The following is a 26,583-nucleotide window of genomic DNA, read 5'->3' on the forward strand; positions in this document are numbered from 1 at the left end:
TTATTATTCATGTTTGGTTACAACAAAATAAAAAAGCAGCTCATGAAACGCAAGCTGGAACTCGAACATAAATTAATAAGTGATATGGAAACAGCGAGTGAGTTAGGATCGATTACAGATTTTGCTTCAGGAGAACTTTCAACGTATGATAACCATCCGGCTGAATCGGCAACACAGCTCTATGAACGTGAAAAAGACCTCGCTTTTCATAAAATGGAGCAAAAAGAATTAAAAGAAATTAATCATGCGTTAAAAAAGATTCATGAGGGAACCTATGGGTATGATGAGAAAACCGGTGAGAAAATACCTCGTGCGCGACTCAAGGCTCTACCAACAGCAAGAACAACGGTTGCTCATTCTGAAATAGATCATCATCATAAGGTGCGTCCGGTGGAGGAATCAGTCATACTTGATATGGAAGAAAGTGGATTTACTAATTTTGAAAGTAATGGGTTCGATGAACAAAATGCATATGATTTGGTATCACAATATAACGATCAAGAAGGCATCTATGAAGATGCTCCTTATAGCGATGATGAAGAGGGCATGGGGTTTGTTGAAGAACTTGAAGCTTTTGCAGCAACGGGAATTGGGGGCTTCTCAGGTGACGATGAAATTCAAGTGCTAAAAAATCATCATTACGATCATTGGTCTTCTAGATATGAGGATGAATACACCGATCCTAATGAAAATTAATCTGTAGATAGTGTTTGGATGTTGTCTCAAAAGTCATGGACTTTGGGACATTTTTTTATAAGGTGCGTAATGAATTAAGGCGCGTAGGTGAGCGACTGTTGCGGGATCAGCGAGTCAGGGAAGACTCTGCAGCCTTTTATGAGCTACCGGGATCGCTTTACACATATCTCTTTTGGAAGAATTATGCTAAAATTTAAGAATAAATGGGGATGACCGAGCTGGTTTATGTCACCAGTATGCATCGTTCCTTATGAATTTTTGGAGGAATTTGTAGATGATTTATTATGCACTTGCAGGCCTTGTTCTTCTTATTGATCAAATTTCCAAGTGGATGATCGTACAAAATATGGCTCTTGGACAGAGTATAGCGATTATTCCCGGATTATTTTATTTGACGTCAATTCGTAATAATGGAGCGGCTTGGAGTATATTGGAAGGTCAATTTATTTTCTTCTTTATAATAACCATTATTGTTTTGGTGGCCGTTGTTTATTACATGCAGAAGATCGGTCGAAAGCAGCCACTTCTAGGGACTTCGCTGGGACTGATTATCGGCGGAACACTCGGAAATTTTTTGGATCGAATGTTACGTGGTGAAGTTGTCGACTTTATCCATGTTTATATCATTCATTATAGTTTCCCGGTGTTTAATATCGCGGATTCTTCGCTATGTATTGGCGTAATCTTGCTGATCATGTATCTGTTCCTTGATGGAAAGAAGGAGCAGTAAATGTCAGATCACGTAAAATATGTCGATGTTAGGGACGAAGGAACGAGGGTTGACGCTTGGATGAGCCGTGAAATTCCCGGAGAGTCAAGATCTCGATTGCAGCAACTAATTAAGGATAAATGCATCTTAGTGAATGGTTCAGCAGTAAAGACAAGTTATCGCATGAAGACTGATGATGAAGTCACGATACACTTGCCGGAACCAGAACCTCTTAATGTCGAACCGGAAGATATTCCACTTGATATTGTCTATGAGGATCACTCAGTAATTGTTGTGAACAAGCCAAGAGGGATGGTCGTTCATCCGGCACCTGGAAACATGAGCGGCACCTTAGTCAATGCGCTGCTTGGGCATTGTCATGATTTATCGGGAATTAACGGGGTAATGCGACCTGGAATTGTTCATCGGATCGATAAAGAAACTTCAGGGTTGTTAATGGTCGCAAAAACGGATACAGCACACCGATCTTTGGCTGCCCAGTTAAAAGACAAAACAACGAAACGGGAATATCTTGCTCTTGTTCACGGATGTTTGCCTCATGATGAGGGGACCATTGATGCACCGATCGGCCGGTCGGATAAAGATCGGAAAAAAATGATGGTGACGGATAAAAACAGTAAACATGCGGTGACGCATTTCAAAGTTATTGAACGTTTCTCAAAGTATACTTATGTCTCATGCCGATTAGAGACAGGCCGGACACATCAGATCAGGGTGCATATGGCGTATATTGGTCATCCGTTGGCGGGTGATCCGAAATATGGGCCGCGTAAAACGCTCCCAATTCATGGTCAGGCATTACATGCTGCTGAACTGGGGTTTGTACATCCTGAAACCAATCAATTCATGCTTTTTCACGCACCACTTCCAGAGGATATGAACCAGTTGCTCATACGATTGAGAAACCATGAATGGGATTGAACCGTGCAAAAAAATTTTTTACAGGTAAAGAAAGAATATGATTTTTGACGAAGCAGTGTTATGTGACCGAATGCGCGCGACGCTTGAGTGATTAGGTGCCAGCGGATACCCCACAAGCATTTGTCTTTCGAGGAGGTTCGCGTTGCGCCCGCGGTAAGCGAACAATCGGAGAAAATTGATGCAAAGTCAAGGACTGGGCGGTTTTCCTTAATACCATCTAACCATTGACAATTCTGTCCATGTTTGGCATACTATCTGTAGTTAAAACTAAATGCTTCCTTTAAATTTAGTCCAGAGAGACTAAGAAGGGTGATGATTGTCAATGGTTATTGACAGCACTACGGTCTCTTGCTCTAAACGGCAGGATTTTTTTTATGCCCGCAGCAAGAGTTTACTTAATAATGACCGTAGCCAATGGGCGGGTGAACGATTGTTGGATGTCAAAGAAATTATGGATGAAAAAGCGATCGGGCGAGCATTGACGCGACTTGCGCATGAAGTTATTGAGCGTAACGAAGGTGTTGATGAAGTTGTTCTCGTCGGGATCAAGACTCGAGGTATTTATTTAGCAAATCGGTTGGCGATGCGAATCAAGGCGATTGAAAATAAGGAAGTCGCTGTTGGTGAGCTCGATATTACTTTGTACAGAGACGACTTGAAACAGAAGAAAAATGATGCGGATCAAATTGATAGCATCCTGCCTATATCGATTGAATCGAAAACGGTGATTCTTGTTGATGATGTGCTCTATACTGGGAGAACGATCCGAGCAGCAATGGATGCCCTGATGGACCGAGGCAGGCCGCAAAGAATCCAGTTAGCAGTGCTGATTGACCGAGGACATCGAGAATTGCCGATTCGCCCTGATTACATTGGGAAAAACGTGCCAACATCAAGAGAAGAAGAGATCGCAGTCCAACTAAGTGAAGTAGATGGAACCGATACAGTGATGATCCAATCGAAAAGTTAATAATAGAAGCGAAACGTAGAACACCTTTTAAAGGCAGTCCTGTGAGACTGATAAAGAGTGATTGAGCGCAAAACGGTTTTTTACACAACCTCTTTGTCAGATTCTGACGAAGAGGTTTTTTTAATGGTCGATGGTGTAAAAATGCAAGCTCAGGTGAAAGAAAGCACACATTAAAACAAGAGGGGGATTATGTGATGGCGAATCTGCTTAGCTTAAATAAACTTTCGATAACGGAAATCAATCATATTTTAGATCGTGCAGATCAACTCCATGAGTTAAGTGATGAAGGCTGGTTCCAACCCAATCATACACTGGTTGCCAATCTTTTTTACGAACCAAGTACACGTACTCGCTTCAGTTTTGAAACAGCAGAAAAGAGATTGGGTTATCAAATATTGAACTTTAGCAGCAAAACATCGAGTGCACAAAAAGGCGAAACACTTTACGATACGGTGAAAACGATGGAAGCACTTGGTACAAAAGCTGTTGTGGTTCGCCATCAGGATACCGGCTACTATAGAGAACTCGGTAATGTTGGTATTTCGGTACTTAATGCAGGGGACGGGTGCGGGGATCATCCGACACAGGCTTTGCTGGATCTACTGACCATCCGCCAAGAGTTCGAGAAGTTTTCAGGATTAACGGTTGCCATTATCGGTGACCTAAGATATAGCAGGGTTGCAAAATCTGATGCTGAAGTGTTCACACGCTTAGGTTGCCGCGTCTTACTTTCTGGTCCAGAAGAGTGGCAAAATAGAGATTTACCTGGAACCTATGTACCTGTTGAGGAAGCCATTGAAACCGCTGATGCTGTGATCATGCTTCGCATTCAACATGAACGTCATGAACAATCGATGAAAATGACTAAGCAAGCTTACCACGAACGCTACGGTTTGACTATTGAACGTGCCTATCGAATGAAACCGGATAGCATTATTATGCACCCCGGACCAATTAATCGTGGTGTTGAGCTGGATAATGCACTCGTTGAGTGTCCGCGTTCTCGCTATTTCAAACAAATTAAGAATGGTGTTATCGCAAGAATGGCTGCATTGGAGTGGGCACTTGATTCACTACCCGTGCACGCGATCGGATAATACATTTGATCATAAAGAGAAAATAAACCGCATTAAAAAAAGGAGTGGCAATCGATTGAAAAGACAGCTTGTTTTAGAAAATGGCGCATCCTTCATTGGTGAAGGCTTTGGTAGCAACTCGGATATGAAAGGTGAAGTTGTTTTTAACACAGGGATGACCGGTTATCAGGAATTGATTACCGATCCATCATATTGTGGGCAAATTGTGACGATGACGTACCCACTCATTGGAAACTATGGAATCAACCGTTCAGATAATGAATCCGGACAGCCAAGTATTTCCGGATTAATCGTAAAAGAAATCGCAAAAAAGCCTTCTCACTGGCAGAAAGATAAGACAATCAGTGAATGGCTGGAAGAGTATGATGTTCCTGGCATTGAAGGGATCGACACGCGCAAACTAACAAAAATTATTCGAGAATATGGCACGCTCAGAGGAAAAATTGTCTCAGCAGATGCGGATCCAAATGAAGTTGCAGAAGAACTAAAAAAATGGCCGTTACCAACCGATCAGATCAGTCGTGTTTCGACGAAATCTGTTTATGTGACTCCTGGTTCTGGTCCTCGGGTCGTTCTGGTCGATTTTGGTGCAAAACAAGGGATTCTTCGCGAGTGCATTAAGCGAAATTTAGATGTCGTTATTGTCCCTTATCAGACAACAGCAGAAGATATCGCCAAACTTCATCCAGATGGTGTGTTGCTCAGCAATGGACCTGGTGATCCAAAAGAAGTTCCTGAGGCTGTAGAGATGGTACGAGATATACTCGGAAAAATCCCGGTTTTCGGCATTTGTCTCGGTCATCAATTGTTCGCGCTTGCTGCAGGGGCGAATACAGTGAAAATGCGCTTTGGTCACCGCGGCGTGAATCATCCAGTAAAAAATCTGCGCTCCGGTAAATTTGTGATTACTTCCCAAAACCATGGATTTACGGTTGAAAAAGAGTCACTTAAAGGGACAGACCTCGAAGTCACTCATATAGCGATAAACGATGGAACGATTGAAGGTCTCCGTCATACGAAATATCCGGCATTCAGTGTTCAGTATCACCCGGAAGCATCACCAGGACCGGATGACAGCCAGGATTTGTTTGATGAATTCCTCAGCATGATTGAAACAAACAAAAAGGAAGGTGCACAGCTTGCCTAAGAGAACAGATATTAATAAGATTTTGGTCATCGGATCTGGACCAATTATTATTGGACAGGCTGCAGAATTTGATTATTCCGGCACACAAGCTTGCCAATCACTAAGAGAAGAAGGCTATGAAGTTGTCCTTGTGAATTCAAACCCTGCAACGATTATGACGGATACGGATATTGCTGATCGTGTCTACATCGAGCCACTGACTGTCGAATTTGTCAGCAAGATTATTCGTAAAGAACATCCGGATGGACTTCTCGCAACACTGGGTGGACAAACAGGATTGAACCTTGCTGTTCAGTTGCATCATACAGGAATTCTTGATGAACTAAATGTGCAATTTCTAGGAACCAACCTTGATAGCATTGAAAAAGCAGAAGACCGCGAAAAATTTCGTGATTTGATGATTGAATTGGGTGAACCAGTTCCGCCGAGTGAGATCGTAACCACGCTAGAAGCGGCACGTAACTTTGTAGACAACGTTCATTTGCCCGTAATCATCCGCCCTGCTTTTACATTAGGTGGGACAGGGGGAGGCATTGCCTCAACAGCAGAAGAATTGGATACGATTGCTGAGAATGGCTTGAAATTAAGCCCAGTACACCAAGTTCTTATTGAAAAAAGTATCGCTGGTTTCAAGGAAATTGAATTTGAAGTCATGCGTGATGCGAATGATGGTGCGATTGCGGTTTGTCACATGGAAAATATCGATCCGGTTGGTATCCACACGGGTGATTCAATTGTTACGGCACCTTGCCAAACATTGAGTGATCGTGATTTGCAGCATCTACGCAGCGTCTCGTTAAAAATTGTTCGTGCGCTAAAAATTGAAGGCGGCTGTAACGTTCAGCTTGCTCAAGATCCTCATAGTGATCGTTATTACATTATCGAGGTAAATCCACGTGTCAGCCGGTCCTCGGCACTTGCGTCAAAAGCAACAGGTTACCCAATCGCAAAGGTTGCTGCGAAGATTGCAGTCGGCTACCATTTGGACGAAATAAAGAATGCCGTAACCGGAACGACCTACGCAAGCTTTGAACCAACGTTGGACTATGTGGTTACGAAAATCCCGCGTTGGCCATTTGATAAATTCGATGATGCGAAGCGAACACTCGGCACTCAGATGAAAGCAACCGGTGAAGTATTGGCAATCGGACGCAACTTTGAAGAGTCGATTCTAAAAGCTGTCCGATCTCTTGAAAATGGAACCTTACACCTCGAACTGAAAGAAACAGCAGAGATGAGTATGGAAGACCTCTTCAATATTATTAAGAAGAAAGACGACCGAAGACTATTTCTGATTGCAGAAACGCTTAGAAGAGGCGCAAGCATTGAAGACATCTGGTCGTGCACACAAATTGATCGTTTCTTCCTTACTAAAATCGCGAATATTGTTGCGATCGAAAAAGCACTTGAAGCAGCACCGAAAGATGAACAGGTGCTGATGAATGCGAAAAAACATGGCTTTTCCGATTGGAAGATTGCCCAATGCTGGAACAGTACGGAAACAGAAGTTACAGCATGGCGTAAAGAACGCGGGATTCATCCGGTTTATAAGATGGTTGATACGTGTGCAGGAGAATTTGAATCGGAAACACCTTATTATTACAGCAGTTATGAAGATGAAAATGAATCGGTTGTTTCCAAACGAGAAAGTGTCATTGTTCTCGGCTCAGGACCGATTCGAATTGGTCAAGGCGTCGAATTTGACTATGCCACAGTTCATGCAGTCTGGGCAATTAAGAATCAGGGCTACGAAGCAATTATGATTAATAACAATCCGGAAACAGTATCGACGGACTTTAGTGTCTCTGATAAATTGTATGTTGAGCCGCTAACGCTCGAAGATGTGATGCATGTTATCGATCTTGAGAAACCGAAAGGTGTTGTCGTACAGTTTGGTGGACAGACAGCCATTAATCTTGCTTCAGGTCTTGCAGCTCATGGAGTGAACATTCTCGGTACAACTTTGGATGCGATGGATCAAGCAGAGGATCGTGATCGCTTCGAACAACTCTTGCTCAAACTTCATGTTGATCATCCGGCGGGTGACACAGCATTCTCAACTGAGGAAGCGGTAAAAATCGCAAATAAATTGGATTATCCTGTTCTCGTTCGCCCTTCGTATGTACTCGGAGGACGCGCAATGGAGATTGTCTATAATGAAGCATCACTCAAACATTATATGGATCACGCCGTTTTGATCAATCCGGACCACCCCGTATTGGTGGACCGATATCTCGTCGGCACTGAAATTGAACTGGATGCACTTTCAGATGGGGAAAATGTGTACATCCCAGGTATTATGGAACATATTGAACGCTCAGGAGTCCACTCTGGTGATTCCATTGCTGTCTATCCGACACAAACACTTAGTGATCAAGTAAAGCAGGAAGTTGTCGATACAGCGATAAAAATTGCTCGCGGTCTTCACGTCGTCGGCATGCTGAACATTCAGTTCGTCATCCATCAACAGCATGTCTATGTCATTGAAGTGAATCCTCGTGCCAGCAGAACCGTTCCGTTCCTCAGCAAAATCACGGGAGTACCGATGGCTAAAGTTGCAACACAGCTGATTCTTGGTGAGAAGTTGGAGAAGCTTGGTTATGAGACCGGTATCCATCCGGAACCGAATCGCGGTGTGTATGTCAAAGTTCCAGTATTCTCCTTTGCGAAGCTGCGTCGAGTCGATGTCACACTCGGACCGGAGATGAAGTCAACCGGTGAAGTTATGGGACAAGATGTGACTTTGGAAAAGGCTTTATATAAAGGCCTACTTGCTAGCGGAATGACAATTCCTGCACATGGATCAGTACTCTTCACTATTGCAGACAAGGATAAAGAAGAAGCACTTGCACTCGTGAAAAGATTCTATGATATCGGCTATAACATTCTGGCTACGGAAGGAACAGCTGCGATGATCGCGGAGCGCAACATACCAGTTACAGTCGTAAATAAAATTGGAGGAAGCACACCAAATCTACTTGATGTCATCCGACACGGTGGTGCACAATTTGTTGTCAACACGCTAACAAAGGGACAGCGTCCCGCACGTGATGGATTCAGAATCCGGCGTGAGTCCGTAGAGAATGGTGTAGTCTGCCTCACATCATTAGATACAACGGAAGCGTTGCTCACAGTTCTTGAATCTCTTGCATTTCAAACGGAGTGCATGCCTCAGATGGATGATCGCTCGATTGATCGGAAGGTTGCAAATCTTGAAGCGGGTGTAAGCCGATGAGACAAGAGTCAATGCAAGTCATTAAACACGGAGAAATTGCCGATCAAATTTTTGAAATGAAGCTTCAAGGTGAACTGGTTTGTGAAATTACAGAACCCGGTCAATTTGTTCATATACTTGTCGATGGAGCATCTCATTCCATTGCACCTTTATTAAGGCGGCCGATCAGTATCAGTTCGGCAAATACATCCGAGAAAACAATGACGCTGATTTATCGAGGCGGTGGTCTCGGCACTGGTCTATTATCGAAAACAGCAGTTGGTCAATCCGTTGACGTTCTCGGTCCCCTCGGTCATGGGTTTCCGGTAATGGAAGCTGCAAGAGGAGGTCATGCACTGATTATTGGTGGTGGGGTCGGTGTTCCCCCACTTTATGGTCTTTCTCAAGCATTGAAAGAACGAGAGATCAAGGTCACGCATATTCTTGGTTTCCGATCCGCAAAAGACGTCTTCTATCAGCAAGCCTTCGAAGAATTAGGGCAGACATTTATCATGACTGAGGATGGTACCTGCGGATTGAAGGGGAGAGTCACCGATGTTCTCGGCCAGTTGGATTTTGATATCGCTTATGCTTGCGGACCTCTACCCATGCTAAGGGCTTTAGAGAATCAGATTACGGAAAAACCACTTTATCTATCATTAGAGCAGCGGATGGGATGCGGCATCGGTGCGTGTATGGCTTGTGTCGCACATACTACGGATCCTAACGACAGTAAGGGCTACAGACGCGTATGTTCGGATGGTCCGGTGTTCAAGGCGAGGGAGGTTGAATTATGCTAGACGTTCATCTTCCTGGCTTAAATCTGAAGAATCCCGTAATGCCGGCTTCCGGATGCTTCGCATTTGGTGCTGAATACGGTGATCTGTATGATTTGAACGAACTAGGAGCAGTGATCATTAAAGCAGCAACACTTGAGCCACGTTTTGGTAATCCAACTCCGCGCGTTGCAGAAACAGCGGCAGGTATGCTCAATGCAATTGGTTTGCAGAACCCTGGCGTAGATAAAATTATTCGTCAAGAACTCCCAAGATTTGAGAAACTTGATGTTCCTGTGATTGCCAATATCGCTGGGAGTGAGATGGAAGACTATATCAAGACTGCAGAAAAAATTTCTGAACAAACGGTTGTCCACGCACTCGAATTGAATATTTCCTGCCCAAATGTGAAGCATGGTGGAATTGCCTTCGGTACAGTTCCGGAAGTCGCTGCCGAACTCACGCGCAAGGTTAAATCTGTTTCTAAGAAACCGGTGTACGTCAAACTTTCACCAAATGTTACGGATATTGTAGCTATGGCAAAGGCGGTTGAAGAAGCAGGTGCTGATGGCCTTTCAATGATTAATACGCTGCTTGGCATGCGTATTGATTTGAAAACACAAAGACCTGTACTTTCAAATCTTACCGGTGGACTGAGCGGTCCAGCTATCAAACCGGTTGCAATTCGGATGATTTATGAAGTAAGTCAAAAAGTTTCGATTCCGATCATTGGCATGGGCGGAATTCAAAATGCGGATGATGTGATCGAATATTTCTTGGCAGGTGCGAGTGCTGTTGCGGTGGGTACAGCGAATTTCGTTGATCCGTTTATTTGTCCGAAAATTATAAAGGAATTACCGAAAAAGCTTAAAGCAATGGGTATTTCCGATATTAATGAACTGATCGGAAGGAGCTGGAAGCATGTCTGATGAACAAAAGATCATTATTGCACTGGATGTCTCTTCGAAAGAGGAGATGATCCGTTTATTAAAGAATGTGAATGTACCTGGCTCATATGTCAAGGTAGGTATGGAACTGTATATGCAGGAAGGTGCAGACATTGTCCGCTACTTGAAAGCAAATGGCTTTTCCGTTTTCCTAGACCTGAAGCTTCATGACATCCCTCATACAGTAAACCGTGCAATGAAAGGTTTAGCAAAGCTTGGGGCTGATATGATTAATGTCCATGCTGCAGGCGGCTCAGAGATGATGCGTGCCGCTGTTGAAGGTTTAGGTGAAGGTGCAATTGCCGCAAAACCTATTTGTCTCGCGGTCACACAGCTCACGAGCACGGACCAGAAGATGCTTGAAAATGAGTTGCTTATCAAACAACCCATTAATAATGTAATCAGTAGCTATGCTTCTCTTGCCTATTCTTCTGGCCTTGATGGTGTTGTTTGTTCGGCTTGGGAGGCTGCAAGCATAAAAGCGCGTACATCGCCAGACTTTCTGGCTGTAACACCGGGAATTCGTTTAAACAATGATGCAGTCGGAGATCAAAAGAGGGTAGCTACACCAGCAAAGGCACGCAACTTAGGCAGTGACTATATTGTCGTTGGACGCAGCATCACAGCGGCAGCAGATCCGGAGAATGCTTTTCAGCGTGTACTTGAGGATTGGAGGAATGAATCATGGAAAACGAAAAATTAATTGCAAACCATTTATTACAAATCAATGCGGTTGTCCTTAGTCCTGAAGATCCTTTTACTTGGGCATCAGGAATTAAATCCCCAGTATATTGCGACAATCGTTTAATTCTCGCTTATCCTGAAGTACGTAAAGATGTGGTTAATGCATTTGTTACATTAATTCAAAAGAATTATCCGGAGGCTGAGGTTATCGCGGGTACGGCAACGGCAGGTATACCTCATGCAGCCTTAATCGCTGAAGCAATGGGCCTACCCATGGCTTATATTCGCTCATCAGCTAAGTCTCACGGACGGAAGAAGCAAATAGAAGGGATTATTAAACCAGGCCAGAAAGTTGTTGTGATTGATGATCTGATTTCAACCGGTGGCAGCGTATTGACTGCTGTACATGCTGTTGAGGCGGTAGGAGCAGAAATTCTTGGTGTCGCAGCTATATTTACATATCAACTCCCTAAGGCGGATACAAATTTTGCTGAAGCGAAAGTGTCGCTTCATACACTAACAAATTTCGAAACGCTCATCCATTTGGCAGTGGAGAAGGGCACCATTAATCATGCACAACGCCAACAGCTAAAAAAATGGTATGCTGATCCAACGTCTGATGCATGGCAGATTCAACAGTAAACAGGAAATGGAAGAATAGAATAACCAATTGATGAGGATCCCTTATAGGGATTCTTTTTCATTAATAAAAAAATAGATCAACGAAATTTACGTGTTCTTGCGGATCAGCAACCGTTAAGTATTTATAACCAATGGCGTACGTATTACCCATTCAATAATGAGACGATGATTAAATGGATGAATTAGTGGTCAATTCATCTATGGAAATGAATGCTGCTTCGCCTATACAGTGTATTCTGCTAATCTGAGTCGGCTTCTTCTTGACGCAGGGCTTCAACGAGTGAGACAATAGAACTCGGTATTTAATCGGAAGTTGAAAAAGCGAGCAGCATATGCCCGCTTTTTTTGGAAGTGAGGGATGTGCAATGTCTTATGACGGCATTGTCACCCATGCCGCTGTTCAAAGTTTGCAAGACTTTGTCGGCGGACGGGTTGCAAAAATATATCAGCCAACACCAACGGATCTTGTTTTTCATCTTCGTTCGCGCAGTGCACGAGGAAAATTGTTGGTTTCAATAAATGCTGCATTTGCTCGGCTTCATCTAACGGAGCAATCAGAAGGTAACCCTCAAGAACCGCCTATGTTTTGCATGCTGTTGCGCAAACATCTTGAAGGAAGCGTTATCGATAGAATTGAACAAGTTGGATTTGAACGCATTGTCCACATTGACTTTCGTTCACGAAATGAACTTGGAGATCTGACTGAGAAACAGTTGATCATTGAGCTGATGGGACGACATAGTAATGTGATTTTGACGGATAAAGCAAGTGGACGAATCATCGATAGCATGAAGCATCTGACGCCTGCAGTTAACAGGTACCGGACAGTGCTCCCGGGTGAAACGTATGTTTCACCACCTGATCAGGGAAAACTGAATGTCTTGGAAATGACTGCTCAAGACTTAATTCGGCGCATTGAATGGAATTCAGGTCGAATTGATCGACAGATTGTTGGTGTGGTTAGTGGTTTTTCACCACAAATCGGTGCTGAAATTCTGCATCGTGCCGGACTTCCTCATCAAGAAGCGATTGCACATGCCTTTGAAGAGATCCAATCGGAGATAAGCCATCACGATTATCATCCCATGATTGTTTTTAATCCAAAAGGGAAAGATGATTTTCATGTGCTGAGGCTTACTCATGAGTCAGGAAAGACGGAGACATTTGCCAGCGTTCATCAGATGCTTGACCGTTTTTATGCGGTGAAAGCACAAACGGATGCGGTGAAGCAAAAAGCAGGAGATCTCAGTCATTTTATTGCACTTGAGCTGAAGAAGTACAAGTTAAAAGTGAAGAAACTTGAAAAAACGCTTAAGGATGCAGAGGATGCGGATAAATATCGCTTATATGGGGAGCTATTGACGGCAAGCATGCATCAATTTAAGCGTGGCGATCAATCAGTTACGGTCATTAACTACTATGATGAGAATCAAGCCAAGGTGACGATTGCACTTAATCCGAATCGCACACCATCGGACAACGCACAAGCCTATTTTAAGAAATACAATAAGGCGAAAACAGCGAAACGGGTAGTGTCGGACCAGATTGATCAGGCTCAAAAAGAAATTGCCTATTTCGACAGTTTGACTCAACAAGTAGATTCCGCTTCATTAAAAGATATAGAGGAAATACGCGAAGAACTAGAAGACGGCGGTTATTTAAGGAAGAAACATTCGAGAAAAGAACGCAAGAAAAATAAGAAACCGGTTATTGACAAGTACTACGCGTCGGACGGAACATTAATTCTCGTTGGGAAAAATAACAAGCAAAATGATTATTTAACGACAAAAGTCGCAGGTCGAAATGAAATCTGGCTGCATACAAAGAATATCCCGGGTTCGCACGTGATTATCCATTCAGAAGATCCAAGCGAAGATACTGTAAAGGAAGCCGCCCTTTTGTCTGCATTTTTTAGTAAATCACGGTTGGGGAGTAGCGTACCGGTAGATTACACAAAAGTTAAATATGTAAAGAAGCCGAGTGGTGCGAAACCTGGTTTTGTCATTTATACAGATCAGAAGACACTATTTGTCACACCTGATGAATCTCAAGTGCTCAAGATGCGGGAAAAGCCGCAGCAAGCACACTAATACGATCGTCCACGTAACTTATTTGTACGATAACTTGATTCGCTTGTATCATTTTGTATAAAATGGGAGAAGAGTGGAAGTGATTGGATGATTCGAAGTATGACCGGTTTCGGCATGTGCACGAAAAATGAAGGAAAGACACAGGTGCGCGTTGAAGTGAAATCCGTCAATCATCGCTTTTTTGATTTCTCTATTAATGGACCAATACCGATGTTCTCCCTTGAAGATCAAGTCAGAAAAATGGTTCATTCAGTGGCAAAAAGAGGCGCGATTACACTCTTCCTTGCGGTTGATGGTGCTGAGGAACGTACTCAGCGCGTTGAGACGAATTGGTCGGTTGTTGATCAGTATATTGAGGCTGCTAAAGAAATTCAGAGACGTAGCGGCACACCATCATTGGATCTCGGTGCTGTACTGCAGTTCCCCGGCATTTTTTCACTGCATGAAACGGACAGCCATTTAACTAAAGATACTGAGCTGGTTATCCTTGATACCGTCCGAGAGGCTTGTGCTCAATTAGTGACGATGCGTGAAAGGGAAGGCCATGCACTGAAAGGCGATCTGATCGAAAAAACCGAGACGATTCAACAGCAAGTCGATGATTTGGCTCACTTTATCCCAATAATAAGACAACACTATGAGCAAAAACTACGTGAAACAGTCAACGCTTTCCTAAATGATCATCAGATGATTGATGAAGATCGCTTGATGAATGAGATTGCGCTTTATGCAAATAGAACGGCAATCGACGAAGAATTGACGAGGATGAAGAGTCATATGCATCAATTTTTGGGGCTTCTAAATGATGAAACAGTGGATGCGCCGATTGGTCGTAGGCTAGACTTCTTCATTCAAGAAATGAACAGAGAAATAAACACGATCGGTTCAAAAGGTAATCATGTAGAAATCAGTCAAATTGTGGTATCCATTAAGAGTGATCTTGAAAAACTTCGTGAACAAGTGCAAAATGTAGAATAGATGACTGCTGTGTTGAATGAACAGTTGGAGGCAAAGGAATGAGCTTTAAGGAAAAAGGGTTGCTGGTTGTCTTGTCCGGGCCATCAGGCGTTGGCAAGGGAACGGTCTGCAAGGCGTTGAGAAAAAGAGGTACGGATTTGCAGTACTCAATCTCGGCTACGACAAGAAAACCTCGCGAAGGCGAAATTGACGGCGTGCATTATTTCTTTAAAACACGAGATCAATTTCAACAAATGATTGATCAGGACAAACTTTTGGAATGGGCCGAGTATGTAGGCAATTGCTATGGCACACCTGTTGATTATGTGAGAGACACCATAAACGCAGGTAAGGATGTTATACTGGAAATTGAGGTACAAGGTGCACTTCAAATCAAACAACGTTTTCCAGAAGCATGTTTCATTTTTCTCGCTCCGCCAAACCTGAGAGAGCTGAAAAATCGTATTATGGGACGCGGAACCGAGACAGCTGCGCTTATTGAGAGCCGCATGACAGTTGCTAAGTCCGAAATGGAATTAATGCAGAATTACAATTATGTTGTTGAAAACGATCAGGTTGATAAGGCTTGCGATCGGATCGAAGCGATTGTGCGTGCCGAGCATTGCCGTGTTGACCGTCTGATTGAAAAATATAAACATTTGGAAGGAGATGACGGACAATGATGATCTATCCGTCTATTGATAATCTGCTTGAAAAAGTTAACTCGACCTATACTTTGGTGACGCTCTCTGCAAAACGCGCACGCCAACTGCAGGATGGTTCCGGCCATCTTATGGTTGAACATCCACGTTCGGTTAAAGAGGTTGGACAGGCATTGGAAGAAATTAATGCCGGATTGCTTACTTATAAACATTAATTTTTGCGCAGACTTGGCAGGCAACAACCTTTCATAGGTTGTTGCCTTTTCTATACACAAGTCGCGCGCTCAAAAAGCCAGGGGTTGTTTAGTAAAGAAGGAAGTGAAGATTGTGACGGTTAAAGGAAAGAAGATTATTCTCGGGGTCACCGGTGGTATTGCCGCTTACAAAGCAGCGGATCTCACCAGCCGCTTGGTGAAACTGGGCGCTGATGTGCATGTATTGATGACGGATGCAGCCAAGCAATTTATTGGTCCTGCTACTTTTCAAGCATTGACAAGACATCAGGTCTATGATCAAGTCATTATTGATGAGAAAGAAGGACAAATTGCGCATATTGATTTAGCTGATCAAGCGGATCTTTTCCTCATCGCACCGGCAACAGCAAATACAATTGCAAAAATGGCATCCGGAATCGCTGATGATATGTTGACAACCGCTGTGCTGGCGACAAAAGCACCTGTTTGGCTAGCTCCTTCGATGAATGTGAATATGTATGCACATCCCGCACTCCAGAAAAATCTAGGTATCTTGGAAAGTTACGGATATCGGCTAATTGGACCTGAGCAAGGTCACCTTGCTTGCGGTTGGACAGGAACCGGGAGAATGACTGAACCGGAAGAAATCGTGCGTAAAGTGACTGATTTCTTTACAGGAGATCAAACACTAAAAGGGAAAAGGATCTTGGTAACCGCAGGGCCAACAAAAGAAGCACTGGACCCAATTCGCTTCTTCAGCAACCAATCGAGTGGAAAGATGGGCTACGCCATTGCCGCAGCAGCCCAGCGAGCAGGGGCGGATGTCACTCTCGTGACAGGTGCTCAGCTGGGTGACATCAAAGGCGTGACAACAGTCCATGTGACATCTGCTCGTGAGATGTATGATGAGGTGATTCGTCGCTACAACGGACTTGATGCGGTAATAAAGGCTGCTGCGGTCGCAGATTATCGTCCGGAAAATGTGAGCGCAAGTAAGATTAAAAAGTCAGATGGACCCATGATGGTGAAAATGGTTCGCAATCCAGATATTTTGAAAGAATTGGGCAGACAAAAAGTGAAACAAGTATTAGTCGGCTTTGCCGCAGAAACGGATGACCTTGAAGAAAATGCACTGAAGAAACTGGAATCGAAACATTTGGATTTGCTTATTGCTAACCATGCTTCCGACAGTTTTGGCAATGATACGAATAAGGTTACCTTTTATTTTGCAAATGGCCGGAAACAAGTGCTTGAACGCATGCCTAAGCCACAAATTGCCGAAGAGATACTGGATGCATTATCAGGGTTGTTTGAAATGAGTGATTCAAAGTGATTGCGGAAGTATATATTGATATTCCGGCTAATCCAGTAAACAAACCTTTTGATTATCGGATTCCTGAAGGATTGGAAGAGGTTGTTGAACCGGGAATGCGTGTGACGGTACCATTCGGACGCACACGTCGTCTTGGTTTTGTTACAAAACTGAAGAATGAATCCTCGTTCAAACAGCTGAAAACGATCGATTCCGTGGAAGATCATCATCCTGTATTGACCCAAGAGCTATTGGAATTGGGAGATTGGTTAGCCAGAACGACACTCTGCACCAGAGTGGCAGCATTTCAAGCAATGCTGCCTGCCGCCATGAAAGCTGATTATAAGAAATTGATTGAAGTGGAACAACCAGATCAACTACAAGCGAGTGATCCGGAACTTGCTTCCTTCTTAAGCAAAGTGAAGAATCCGATGTGGTCGGAAGTCGTGAAACATCACCCTAAATTATCGAATCGAATGAAACGGGCAATCAGTCAAGGTTTGTTGTCCATTCATCAATTGGTTCAAAATCAAGCACGTGCGAAGAAAGTCATTCATGTATCTGCCGCTGTCTCACGAGAACAATTGGAGAATGCGTGTGCGCAAATGACTGCTCGTGCGATTCGTCAAAAAGAAGTTCTTCAATTCTTTGTGCAGCAATCTGATCTCTCTTCTTTTCAACTACCGCTCGCTGATTTAGTTAATCAGGGTTTCAGTCGGGATGCGGTGAACAAGCTTGAAGAAAAAGGATTGTTGCATGATGAACAAGTCGATCACTATCGCGATCCTTTTCTAAAGAAAGTGGAGAAAACGTATCCTCTAGATTTAACGAGTGAACAAAGTGAGGCGCTTACTCCAATTTTAGAATCGATTGAGCATGAAGAACATCGCGTGTTTCTCTGCCACGGTGTCACCGGTAGCGGGAAGACAGAAATCTACCTACAGTCGATTCAGCATGTCATTGCTCAGTCAAAGCAAGCGATTGTACTTGTTCCTGAAATATCGTTAACGCCACAGATGGTACTTCGATTTAAAGGGCGATTCGGTGAACAGGTGGCTGTCATGCACAGTGGGCTAAGTCGCGGTGAGAAATACGATGAATGGCGAAAAATTCGTGAGGGAAAGGTGCAAGTAGTAGTTGGGGCGCGTTCAGCAATTTTTGCTCCGTTTAAACATCTTGGCCTGATCATTATCGATGAGGAACATGAATCCAGCTATAAACAAGAAGATATTCCACGTTACCATGCACGTGACGTTGCCATCCATCGAGCGAAAACACATCAATGCCCCGTTGTCCTTGGGAGTGCAACACCGTCTCTTGAGTCTTTTGCACGCGCAGGCAAACACGTTTATACTTTATTATCATTAAAAAAACGTGTGAATCAACGTCCTTTACCCTCTGTAGAAATTGTGGATTTACGTGAAGAAATGCGCGAGGGCAACCATTCGGTTTTTTCAAAAATTCTTCTTGAAAAAATTAGAGATCGTCTTGAGAAAAAAGAGCAAACGGTCTTGTTTTTAAACCGGAGGGGCTACTCCACATTTGTCATGTGCCGTTCATGCGGTACAGTTGTCACATGCCCGCATTGTGATATCTCATTAACTTATCACCGGGCGCAACATCTATTGAAGTGCCATTATTGCGGTTATGAACAAAAAATGCCGGATACATGTCCCACATGTGCGAGTGATGCGATGCGCTTTTTCGGAACGGGAACGCAAAAGGTTGAAGCAGAACTTAACCGGTTGCTTCCTGAAGCAAGAGTGATCCGGATGGACGTGGATACAACACGAAAAAAGGGAAGCCATGAGCATTTACTGCGTCAGTTTGGTGAGGAGCAGGCAGATATTTTATTGGGAACACAAATGATTGCTAAAGGGCTAGATTTCCCAAAAGTGACACTAGTTGGGGTTCTCGCTGCCGATTCATTGCTTCATTTGCCTGATTTTCGTGCATCGGAGAAGACCTTTCAGTTAATTACTCAAGTTTCGGGTCGTGCAGGGAGACATGCGTTGCCCGGTGAGGTAGTGATTCAAAGTTATACGCCTGATCATTACGCGGTTATTGATGCTGCACATCATGACTATGAAGCTTTTTACCAACAAGAAATGGAACTTCGACATCGAGCGGGCTATCCTCCTTTTTATTATTTGGCATTGATCAGTATGACCCATCCTGAACCTGCCAAAGTTGCGGAAGCAGCCGAGCGCGTGGCTTCTATTTTGAATAATAATCTGTCGCAATCTTCTCAAGTGTATGGACCTGTTGTACCCGCGATCTCAAAGATAAATGATAGATATCGCTATCAGTGCATGGTAAAATACAAAAGAGAACCGGCTCTATTGCCTGTTTTACATAAGATCTTGCAACATTTCCAAGAATCAGGGAAGAACAACTTGCAGATCTCAATTGATCTTAATCCTGTTGTACTTATGTAATAGAGAGCGGACGAATCCATACGAAAAATTTTTTTCGCTCTGCTTTCGAGCAGACCCAAGATTTAATTTTGTTAAAGAGGATGATTGAATGAAAATCGCTTTTATGGGCACACCGGATTTTGCGGTACCCGTACTCCAAAATTTGTTGGATGACCCAGGTTATGAAGTCGTCTGCGTGGTCACACAACCCGACCGTCCAAAGGGGAGAAAACATAAATTAACGCCGCCACCAGTAAAAATACTCGCTGAAAAATACAACATTCCTGTATTGCAACCTGAAAAAGTACGCCAAGCAGAGGCTGTGCAAGAAATTTTATCATTTGGGGCGGATTTACTTGTAACCGCAGCATATGGGCAAATATTACCCGAATCTTTGCTTAAAGGACCATCACTCGGTTGTGTCAATGTTCATGCATCATTATTGCCGGCTTACCGCGGTGCTGCACCAATACAGCAATCCATCATTGATGGACAAGCAGAGTCTGGCGTAACGATTATGTACATGGTCAAACAATTGGATGCAGGAGATATTCTGTCCCAAGTACGTGTTCCGATTGAAGATCAAGATACTTTTGGAACACTTCATGACAAATTGAGCACAGCGGGAAGTAAATTATTATTGGAAACATTACCCAAACTCGCTTCTGGTGACGTGAAGCCACGCGAACAGAACGATGAAGAAGTAACCTTTGCACCAAGTATTCAACATCAAGATGAAGAAATTAAGTGGCAAAAATCTGCGTCTGATGTGCGCAATTTAATTAGAGGGTTGAACCCATTTCCAGGTGCTTTTACGTATCTCAATGGAGCGGTATTCAAAGTCTATTCTGCTGAATTAACCAAACTAAAGACACAAGAAAAACCAGGTACTGTAATCGATCATGACAAAAAAGGATTTTTCGTTGCTACCGGAGAAAACCAAGTGATTTATGTTACGGAATGTCAACCGGCAGGAAAGAAAAGGATGCCTGCTTCGGATTTCTTAAGAGGAACTTCGATGAATGAAGGCACAGTTCTCGGAGGTCATTCATGAGCCATCCTTCTGTGCGAGAAACCGCATTAGATCTATTACTTGCAGTCACCAAGAAGCATGCGTATAGTCAGATCGCTCTTAATGAAGCACTCTCGTCGAACCCATTTTCAGACAAGGATAAAAGTCTCGTGACAACGCTTTTCTATGGTGTTTTACAGCGTAAGCTGACTTTAGACTTTTATTTATCTGCATTTGTTCATTCTAAGAAGAAACTAGATGATTGGGTTGAACTGTTGCTCCTTCTTTCTTTTTATCAAAAGGTGTATCTTGATCGTATACCTGACCATGCCATCGTCAATGAGGCAGTAATGATTGCAAAAAAAAGAGGACACCGTGGTATTTCAGGACTTGTGAATGGTGTACTGCGTCACTTTTTACGCGAAGGGATACCCGACATTTCAAAAGTTCAATCTGAACGAAAACGTCTTTCACTACAATACAGTCATCCGGAGTGGCTAATTGACTTGTGGAAAACGCAGTGGGATCTATCGGATGCATTAAAAATTGCCGAGGCAAATAATCAACCGCCGAACGTTGTGATCAGGGTTAATCGTATAAAAGCTACGAGAGAGGAACTTGCTGAAAAATTGGCAGTGGAAGGGATTCGGACTATTCCCGGACAACTTTCCAAAGACTGTCTGATTGTACAAAACGGAAGTGTCGTCGAGACGCACTTGTTCAAAGAAGGTTTCTTTACCATTCAAGATGAGAGCTCTATGCTCGTTGCTGATGTTGTTGCACCCGATCAATCGATGACTGTTCTTGATGCCTGTGCCGGACCTGGTGGGAAAACGACACATCTTGCAGAACGAATGGGAAATCAGGGGAAAATCATTGCCTTGGACTTGCACCCGCATAAAACGCAATTAATCGATCATGCTGCCGAGCGACTCGGACTATATACTATTGAAACGAGAGCTTTGGACGCGCGAACTGCTCATACCGCTTTCAAAGAATCTTCATTTGACAGAGTCTTACTTGATGTACCTTGCTCCGGACTCGGTGTCATTCGTCGCAAGCCTGAAATCAAGTGGATGAAGTCGGCTAATGAAATCAACGGGCTTATTCCTATTCAACAATCCATTCTAGAAGAAACTGCAACGCTTGTTAAATCAGGCGGTTGGTTGATCTACAGCACGTGTACGATTAATAAGGATGAGAATGAAGCCCAAATTCGTCAATTTCTTGCACAGCATTCCGAATTTCATTTGGAACCGACTTTTGCTGAAAGACTTCCAAATGTTTTGAGGGACACGCAGTCTCAATCTGGAAAGGGCATGGTTCAATTAATGCCTTTTACATGTCAAACGGATGGATTTTTCATCTGTTGTCTTGAACGAAAATGATGGACGGCAATGAATTCTCTTAAGGAAGTGAAGAGGTGCAAATTGCATATCGTACAGATCCCGGGAAAGTTAGGAGTAACAACGAAGACAGTATTGGTGTATTCAATGATCATGATTGCTTACTTGCCATAGTTGCTGACGGTATGGGCGGTCATGCTGCAGGTGAAATTGCAAGTAAAATGGCTGTCGATTTTTCGTCAGTCAGGTGGACTGAAAGAGAAAAGACACTTTCTAAGGAGGAAGCTGAACTTTGGCTCAATCATCTTGTGAGAGGCGTCAACTTGAAACTCTATGAGTATGCAGAGACCCACGAAGCTTGTCATGGAATGGGGACAACGTTTGCAGCGGTCTATTGCACTTCAGAATTTATGATTGTCTCCACTGTTGGGGATAGCAGGGTTTATAAACAGACTAAGAATCATCGTATTGTGCAAATTACAGAAGATCATACTTATGTCAACGAACTGGTGAAATCCGGGCAAATTACAGAAGAAGAAGCCGAAGTTCATCCGAAAAAAAATATTTTGATGCGTTCTTTGGGTACAGAACCCACGATTGCACTGGATACCGTAACTTTGGACTGGTCGGATTGTACGCATCTTCTTCTTTGTTCGGATGGACTAACGAACAAACTTTCTAATGGAAAGTTGAGTGAAATCATGGAACATGAAGCAACGCTTCACGAAAAAACGGAAATGATGATTAGAGAAGCCAATAACGCCGGTGGAGAGGACAACATTTCGGTGATCATTATATCCAAAGATGGTGATGGTGAAAAACAATGATTGGAAAAAGAGTTGGCGGCAGATACCAAATCTTATCTCGCCTTGGAGAAGGCGGGATGGCCATTGTTTATAAGGCAAAAGATCTTATTCTTGATCGCTTGGTCGCGGTGAAGACGCTGAGGCAGGAATTGGCTGATGATGAGGAATTTGTGCGTCGTTTCCGTCGTGAGGCCGAATCGGTTGCCAGTCTTTCACATCCTAATATCGTCGCAATTTACGATATTGGCGAAGAGGACTGCTATTATATTGTGATGGAATATATTGAAGGCATGACGCTGAAAGAGTTCATTAAGGACTATTCGCCAATTGCCATTAATGAAACGATACATATTATGAAGCAGATTTTACAGGCGATCGCACATGCACATGATCACGGGATCGTCCATCGTGACATTAAGCCTCAAAACATTCTCATTAATGAGTCTGAGCAAGTTAAAGTAACAGATTTTGGAATCGCACTGGCCGTGAGCAGTGCAACGATTACGTATACACATTCAATTATGGGATCAGCCCATTATCTATCACCTGAGCAAGCAAAAGGTGGAAAAGCAACCATTAAATCGGATATCTACGCTCTTGGAATTGTGATGTTTGAACTTTTAACTGGCAAATTACCTTTTCCTGGAACATCACCGGTATCTGTCGCATTAAAACATCTCAGTTCTCCAATGCCTTTTCCACGCGACTTTCGCAACGACATCCCACAATCCATAGAGAATATTGTCATCCGGGCATTGGCGAAGGATCCAGCTGAGCGTTACGAATATGTAACGGAAATGTATGACGATCTGAATACAGCGTTAGATCCAGAACGAGCAAATGAAAAACGACTGATTTTAAATGAACCAAATTCGGATGAAGAGACTGCAGATAATGAAAAAACAATTAAAATGACGCCAATTGTTGAGCATGAGATGAATAAGAATGCAGTGAACGCGGAAGCACCGCAATCAGAGAACTCGAAAAAGGAAAAGCAGCCCAAAAAATCAAAAGCCAAAAAGTGGTTGACCATATCCGGAATATTATTGTTATTAATAACTGCGGGCTTAATTCTTGGCATGACGCTGTTGCCGAAACTTTTCTATGTGTCCAATGTTCGCGTACCTGATGTCACAGGAAAAACGTATCAAGAGGCAAGAAACGCATTGAATGCTCAGCAGTTGAAAGTTGTGCGCTCTGACCGTGTCAGTAATTCCATTGCGAAAGGAAAGGTAATCAGCCAAAATCCTGAATCCGGAGAAGAAGTAAAAGAGGGTACCGAAATTAACGTGATCGTAAGCAAGGGCTCAAAAATGGTCTCTCTAGATAATTATGTTGGCTACAGTCGCGACACGGTTACAAGTGCGATCAAAGATGCTGGCTTTAAGAAAGTTGTCTGGCATGAGACGAGCACATCACCAGATACGCCTGAAGGAGAGATTATTCGTCAGAACCCATCAGCAGGAACTAAGGTGGTACCCGCCGATACCATATTGGAATTAACGTATAGCCCTGAGAATCAGGAAATCACAGTACCCGATCTTAAAGGGAAAACGAAAAATGATGCACGTAAATTGCTAAAAGCACAAGGATTGAATGCAGATTTCTCAAACAGCGATTACTCTGATGATGTTGCAAAAGGGAGTGTTCTCGATCAAGATCCGGCTTCTGGTAGTCAGGTCGAAAAAGGAGCCTCGATCGTTGTAACGTTGTCCAAGGGCAAGGAACCGAAGCCTAAGGGAATTGATCAACCGATTAAAGTGATCTACCCTGGTGATAAAGGTTCCTCAGCAGCTTCAGGTGAAAGTAAAACACCGATTCATGTGCAGATTTATTATACAGATGCTAATCATAATAATTCTGTTTTTACTGACGAAGAAATAACTGAAACTAAGACGTATACGATTCCATTCATGATTAATCCGAATGAAAAGGGAACCTATCGGGTATTAATTGATGGCACAGAGCGAAAAACAGGCACGGTTGATTATCCGGACGAACACGGAGCAAGCCTACATTAAGGAGTTTTAACATGTTGGAAGGAACGATTATTAAAGCCCTAAGTGGTTTCTATTATGTCAACGATGGTCAACAACAGATCCAATGCCGAGCTCGAGGGGTTTTCAGAAAAAGAGGGCTAAGTCCATTGGTAGGAGATCATGTCGGCTATGAGGCGAAGAAACCGACAGATGGATATATTCTTTCAATACAGAAGCGAAAAAATGAATTGAAACGCCCGCCGATTGCAAACATCGATCAAGCAATTCTTGTTTTTTCTGTTGCTGAACCCGCATTTGACAGTCAATTACTTGATCGCTTTCTTGTGCAGATGGAAGCGCAGAATATCGATCCATTGATTTGTCTAACAAAATGGGATTTACTCTCTCAAGTCGAAGCTGAAGCAATGCGCCTGCGTGTAGACACATACGCGCGCATTGGCTATCCAGTAGTCATTACATCCAGTATGAATAATGAAGGGCTGGATGCGCTACGTAACCAGATGGAAAATCGAATCAGCGTGATAACTGGACAATCAGGAGTGGGCAAGTCTACTTTGCTCAATCATCTGAATCAATCGTTAAGCATTGATACACAGGCAATTTCTCAGTCGCTAGGTCGCGGGAAACATACGACCCGGCATGTTGAGCTGATGCCAATAGGTGTAAATGGCTATGTCGCCGATACGCCTGGATTCAGTTCACTGGAATTGCCAGATATCACAGTTACGGAACTTGAACATTGTTTTCCAGAATTTGACGGATATCGCGACCATTGCCGATTCAGAGGATGTACGCATATTGCAGAACCAGACTGTATGGTGAAAGAGGCAATCTCAGAAAAGAAGATCGATCAGAAACGCTATGCGCATTACCAAGTCTTTTTTAATGAAATTAACCAGAGAAAAAAATATTAACTCTGGAGAATGGATTTCAAGGTAGAAAAAGAGGTGAATCCCCGATGAAATTAGCGATTGTAGCCGGCGGTCCTGAATCCCTCATTCCGGATCTCCAATCCTCTGAATTTCGTGATTATCAATGGGTCGGTGCAGACCATGGTACTATGGTGTTAGTGAATAACAATATTCGTCCGATCCGTGCATTCGGTGACTTTGATTCTTTGTCTGAAGATGAACGTGCGAAGGTAAATCACAGCGGCTTACAACTCTCCATCTTTCCGCCTGAAAAAGATAAAACTGATCTAGAACTTGCCCTTGATTGGGCTCTGAGTCAATCACCGGAGCAGTGTCTTTTGTTAGGGGTAACCGGTGGGCGTCAAGATCATGCGCTCGCAAGTGTACAGTTGCTGATGAAAGCGGCGCACATGACTACGAAACTGGAAATAATGGATCGTAGAAATTGTATCACTTTACTCACTCCAGGCACATATCATATAAAGAAGAATATATTTTACCGTTATCTTTCATTTCTTTCTCTATCCGAAAAAGTGACTGGATTGACTTTAAAGGGTGTTAAATACCCGCTTCAAGAGGCCGATCTACCACTCGGATCGAGTTTATGCATCAGCAATGAAGCTGAAGCAAATGTATTCACCGTAGCTTTATCACAAGGGTATCTCTTAATGATGCAATGCAGTGATTAATCGCTCTCTATTTCCAGTTATAGTTTCTGCACTTACCTCATATATTCTAGAAGCACGTGATAAAGGATGACGGCGCTTGACAAGGAGGAGCAGTGCAATGAAATTTTACACAATTAAGTTGCCTCGATTTTTAGCTGGTATTGTGAGAGCACTCCTCGGTTCCTTTCGGAAAGGGTAAACTGCTCACATCATCAGAAAGAGTCTCTCAAGTGGGGACTCTTTTTGACGTGAGAAAAAGTTGGTTATAATGTGATGGATGTTCTTTCAGGCCGATGCATCGATTGTTTACCTATGTGTTAAATCATTTGCCAAATCAACGTTTGAAATGAAAAAGTCCAATCCCAGTGCACTGGGATTGGACTT

At 43.2% G+C, this 26,583-nt stretch carries 24 protein-coding genes; all 24 read left to right on the forward strand.

The window, feature by feature from the left end:
• The first annotated feature begins 9 nt into the window (after positions 1 to 9).
• The 24 genes from NIE32_RS00750 to spoVM all read left to right on the forward strand — a co-directional run bounded on the left by NIE32_RS00750 (position 10) and on the right by spoVM (position 26,398).
• On the forward strand, positions 10 to 696 hold the full coding sequence (locus tag NIE32_RS00750; RefSeq protein WP_253052008.1) for a TraR/DksA C4-type zinc finger protein: 687 nt from the start codon (positions 10 to 12) through the stop codon (positions 694 to 696).
• 274 nt (positions 697 to 970) lie between these two features.
• A complete protein-coding gene (gene lspA / locus NIE32_RS00755; protein ID WP_253052010.1) occupies positions 971 to 1,426 on the forward strand; it encodes a signal peptidase II in 456 nt (151 codons plus the stop codon).
• Complete coding sequence (locus NIE32_RS00760; RefSeq protein ID WP_290443367.1) at positions 1,427 to 2,347, forward strand: RluA family pseudouridine synthase; 921 nt, start codon at positions 1,427 to 1,429, stop codon at positions 2,345 to 2,347.
• Positions 2,348 to 2,777: 430 nt separating this feature from the next.
• On the forward strand, positions 2,778 to 3,317 hold the full coding sequence (gene pyrR / locus NIE32_RS00765) for a bifunctional pyr operon transcriptional regulator/uracil phosphoribosyltransferase PyrR (protein WP_290443381.1): 540 nt from the start codon (positions 2,778 to 2,780) through the stop codon (positions 3,315 to 3,317).
• 194 nt (positions 3,318 to 3,511) lie between these two features.
• Positions 3,512 to 4,414, forward strand: coding sequence for an aspartate carbamoyltransferase catalytic subunit (locus NIE32_RS00770; protein WP_253052012.1), 903 nt, complete (start codon positions 3,512 to 3,514; stop codon positions 4,412 to 4,414).
• 55 nt (positions 4,415 to 4,469) lie between these two features.
• Entirely contained in the window at positions 4,470 to 5,561 is a 1,092-nt protein-coding gene (gene carA, locus NIE32_RS00775) for a glutamine-hydrolyzing carbamoyl-phosphate synthase small subunit (protein ID WP_253052014.1), read from the forward strand.
• Positions 5,554 to 8,796, forward strand: a complete 3,243-nt coding sequence (gene carB, locus NIE32_RS00780; protein WP_253052016.1) for a carbamoyl-phosphate synthase large subunit — start codon at positions 5,554 to 5,556, stop codon at positions 8,794 to 8,796. Before carA ends, carB begins: the two co-directional genes overlap by 8 nt.
• Positions 8,793 to 9,575 (forward strand): dihydroorotate dehydrogenase electron transfer subunit, encoded by a 783-nt coding sequence (locus NIE32_RS00785; RefSeq protein WP_253052018.1) that lies wholly within the window; start codon positions 8,793 to 8,795, stop codon positions 9,573 to 9,575. Before carB ends, NIE32_RS00785 begins: the two co-directional genes overlap by 4 nt.
• Positions 9,569 to 10,480 carry a dihydroorotate dehydrogenase gene (locus tag NIE32_RS00790; RefSeq protein WP_253052020.1) on the forward strand — a complete coding sequence of 304 codons (912 nt, stop codon included), beginning with the start codon at positions 9,569 to 9,571 and terminating at the stop codon, positions 10,478 to 10,480. Before NIE32_RS00785 ends, NIE32_RS00790 begins: the two co-directional genes overlap by 7 nt.
• Positions 10,473 to 11,201, forward strand: a complete 729-nt coding sequence (gene pyrF / locus NIE32_RS00795; protein ID WP_253052022.1) for an orotidine-5'-phosphate decarboxylase — start codon at positions 10,473 to 10,475, stop codon at positions 11,199 to 11,201. The genes NIE32_RS00790 and pyrF overlap by 8 nt, the downstream gene beginning before the upstream one ends.
• Positions 11,183 to 11,824 carry an orotate phosphoribosyltransferase gene (gene pyrE, locus NIE32_RS00800; RefSeq protein ID WP_253052024.1) on the forward strand — a complete coding sequence of 214 codons (642 nt, stop codon included), beginning with the start codon at positions 11,183 to 11,185 and terminating at the stop codon, positions 11,822 to 11,824. The genes pyrF and pyrE overlap by 19 nt, the downstream gene beginning before the upstream one ends.
• A 365-nt stretch (positions 11,825 to 12,189) precedes the next feature.
• Positions 12,190 to 13,914, forward strand: coding sequence for an Rqc2 family fibronectin-binding protein (locus NIE32_RS00805; RefSeq protein WP_253052026.1), 1,725 nt, complete (start codon positions 12,190 to 12,192; stop codon positions 13,912 to 13,914).
• An 87-nt stretch (positions 13,915 to 14,001) separates the two neighbouring features.
• On the forward strand, positions 14,002 to 14,892 hold the full coding sequence (locus NIE32_RS00810; protein ID WP_253052028.1) for a YicC/YloC family endoribonuclease: 891 nt from the start codon (positions 14,002 to 14,004) through the stop codon (positions 14,890 to 14,892).
• A gap of 38 nt (positions 14,893 to 14,930) precedes the next feature.
• Positions 14,931 to 15,554 (forward strand): guanylate kinase, encoded by a 624-nt coding sequence (gmk, locus tag NIE32_RS00815; protein ID WP_253052030.1) that lies wholly within the window; start codon positions 14,931 to 14,933, stop codon positions 15,552 to 15,554.
• Positions 15,554 to 15,748 carry a DNA-directed RNA polymerase subunit omega gene (gene rpoZ / locus NIE32_RS00820; RefSeq protein WP_253052305.1) on the forward strand — a complete coding sequence of 65 codons (195 nt, stop codon included), beginning with the start codon at positions 15,554 to 15,556 and terminating at the stop codon, positions 15,746 to 15,748. Before gmk ends, rpoZ begins: the two co-directional genes overlap by 1 nt.
• Before the next feature lie 112 nt (positions 15,749 to 15,860).
• A complete protein-coding gene (gene coaBC / locus NIE32_RS00825; RefSeq protein ID WP_253052032.1) occupies positions 15,861 to 17,060 on the forward strand; it encodes a bifunctional phosphopantothenoylcysteine decarboxylase/phosphopantothenate--cysteine ligase CoaBC in 1,200 nt (399 codons plus the stop codon).
• Entirely contained in the window at positions 17,057 to 19,477 is a 2,421-nt protein-coding gene (gene priA / locus NIE32_RS00830) for a primosomal protein N' (RefSeq protein ID WP_253052034.1), read from the forward strand. The genes coaBC and priA overlap by 4 nt, the downstream gene beginning before the upstream one ends.
• An 88-nt stretch (positions 19,478 to 19,565) precedes the next feature.
• On the forward strand, positions 19,566 to 20,510 hold the full coding sequence (gene fmt, locus NIE32_RS00835; protein ID WP_253052036.1) for a methionyl-tRNA formyltransferase: 945 nt from the start codon (positions 19,566 to 19,568) through the stop codon (positions 20,508 to 20,510).
• Complete coding sequence (rsmB, locus tag NIE32_RS00840) at positions 20,507 to 21,856, forward strand: 16S rRNA (cytosine(967)-C(5))-methyltransferase RsmB (protein WP_253052037.1); 1,350 nt, start codon at positions 20,507 to 20,509, stop codon at positions 21,854 to 21,856. The genes fmt and rsmB overlap by 4 nt, the downstream gene beginning before the upstream one ends.
• 35 nt (positions 21,857 to 21,891) lie before the next feature.
• On the forward strand, positions 21,892 to 22,641 hold the full coding sequence (locus tag NIE32_RS00845; protein ID WP_253052039.1) for a Stp1/IreP family PP2C-type Ser/Thr phosphatase: 750 nt from the start codon (positions 21,892 to 21,894) through the stop codon (positions 22,639 to 22,641).
• Complete coding sequence (gene pknB, locus NIE32_RS00850) at positions 22,638 to 24,641, forward strand: Stk1 family PASTA domain-containing Ser/Thr kinase (RefSeq protein ID WP_253052041.1); 2,004 nt, start codon at positions 22,638 to 22,640, stop codon at positions 24,639 to 24,641. The genes NIE32_RS00845 and pknB overlap by 4 nt, the downstream gene beginning before the upstream one ends.
• A gap of 11 nt (positions 24,642 to 24,652) precedes the next feature.
• Positions 24,653 to 25,534, forward strand: a complete 882-nt coding sequence (gene rsgA, locus NIE32_RS00855; RefSeq protein ID WP_253052043.1) for a ribosome small subunit-dependent GTPase A — start codon at positions 24,653 to 24,655, stop codon at positions 25,532 to 25,534.
• Between the two features lie 44 nt (positions 25,535 to 25,578).
• Positions 25,579 to 26,220: a thiamine diphosphokinase gene (locus NIE32_RS00860; RefSeq protein WP_253052045.1), complete on the forward strand. Its 642-nt coding sequence runs from the start codon at positions 25,579 to 25,581 to the stop codon at positions 26,218 to 26,220.
• Between the two features lie 97 nt (positions 26,221 to 26,317).
• Entirely contained in the window at positions 26,318 to 26,398 is an 81-nt protein-coding gene (gene spoVM, locus NIE32_RS00865) for a stage V sporulation protein SpoVM (RefSeq protein ID WP_253052307.1), read from the forward strand.
• Positions 26,399 to 26,583: the final 185 nt, after the last annotated feature.

The sequence above is a fragment of the Sporolactobacillus kofuensis genome (genome assembly GCF_024125425.1).
Lineage (GTDB): Bacteria > Bacillota > Bacilli > Bacillales > Sporolactobacillaceae > Sporolactobacillus > Sporolactobacillus kofuensis.

Coding starts and splice junctions, on each gene's coding strand:
- NIE32_RS00750 (WP_253052008.1), top strand. CDS start 10: ATGTTTGGTTACAACAAAATAAAAAAGCAGCTCATGAAACGCAAGCTG.
- lspA (WP_253052010.1), top strand. CDS start 971: ATGATTTATTATGCACTTGCAGGCCTTGTTCTTCTTATTGATCAAATT.
- NIE32_RS00760 (WP_290443367.1), top strand. CDS start 1,427: ATGTCAGATCACGTAAAATATGTCGATGTTAGGGACGAAGGAACGAGG.
- NIE32_RS00770 (WP_253052012.1), top strand. CDS start 3,512: ATGGCGAATCTGCTTAGCTTAAATAAACTTTCGATAACGGAAATCAAT.
- NIE32_RS00785 (WP_253052018.1), top strand. CDS start 8,793: ATGAGACAAGAGTCAATGCAAGTCATTAAACACGGAGAAATTGCCGAT.
- NIE32_RS00790 (WP_253052020.1), top strand. CDS start 9,569: ATGCTAGACGTTCATCTTCCTGGCTTAAATCTGAAGAATCCCGTAATG.
- pyrF (WP_253052022.1), top strand. CDS start 10,473: ATGTCTGATGAACAAAAGATCATTATTGCACTGGATGTCTCTTCGAAA.
- pyrE (WP_253052024.1), top strand. CDS start 11,183: ATGGAAAACGAAAAATTAATTGCAAACCATTTATTACAAATCAATGCG.
- NIE32_RS00805 (WP_253052026.1), top strand. CDS start 12,190: ATGTCTTATGACGGCATTGTCACCCATGCCGCTGTTCAAAGTTTGCAA.
- NIE32_RS00810 (WP_253052028.1), top strand. CDS start 14,002: ATGATTCGAAGTATGACCGGTTTCGGCATGTGCACGAAAAATGAAGGA.
- gmk (WP_253052030.1), top strand. CDS start 14,931: ATGAGCTTTAAGGAAAAAGGGTTGCTGGTTGTCTTGTCCGGGCCATCA.
- rpoZ (WP_253052305.1), top strand. CDS start 15,554: ATGATCTATCCGTCTATTGATAATCTGCTTGAAAAAGTTAACTCGACC.
- fmt (WP_253052036.1), top strand. CDS start 19,566: ATGAAAATCGCTTTTATGGGCACACCGGATTTTGCGGTACCCGTACTC.
- rsmB (WP_253052037.1), top strand. CDS start 20,507: ATGAGCCATCCTTCTGTGCGAGAAACCGCATTAGATCTATTACTTGCA.
- pknB (WP_253052041.1), top strand. CDS start 22,638: ATGATTGGAAAAAGAGTTGGCGGCAGATACCAAATCTTATCTCGCCTT.
- rsgA (WP_253052043.1), top strand. CDS start 24,653: ATGTTGGAAGGAACGATTATTAAAGCCCTAAGTGGTTTCTATTATGTC.
- NIE32_RS00860 (WP_253052045.1), top strand. CDS start 25,579: ATGAAATTAGCGATTGTAGCCGGCGGTCCTGAATCCCTCATTCCGGAT.
- spoVM (WP_253052307.1), top strand. CDS start 26,318: ATGAAATTTTACACAATTAAGTTGCCTCGATTTTTAGCTGGTATTGTG.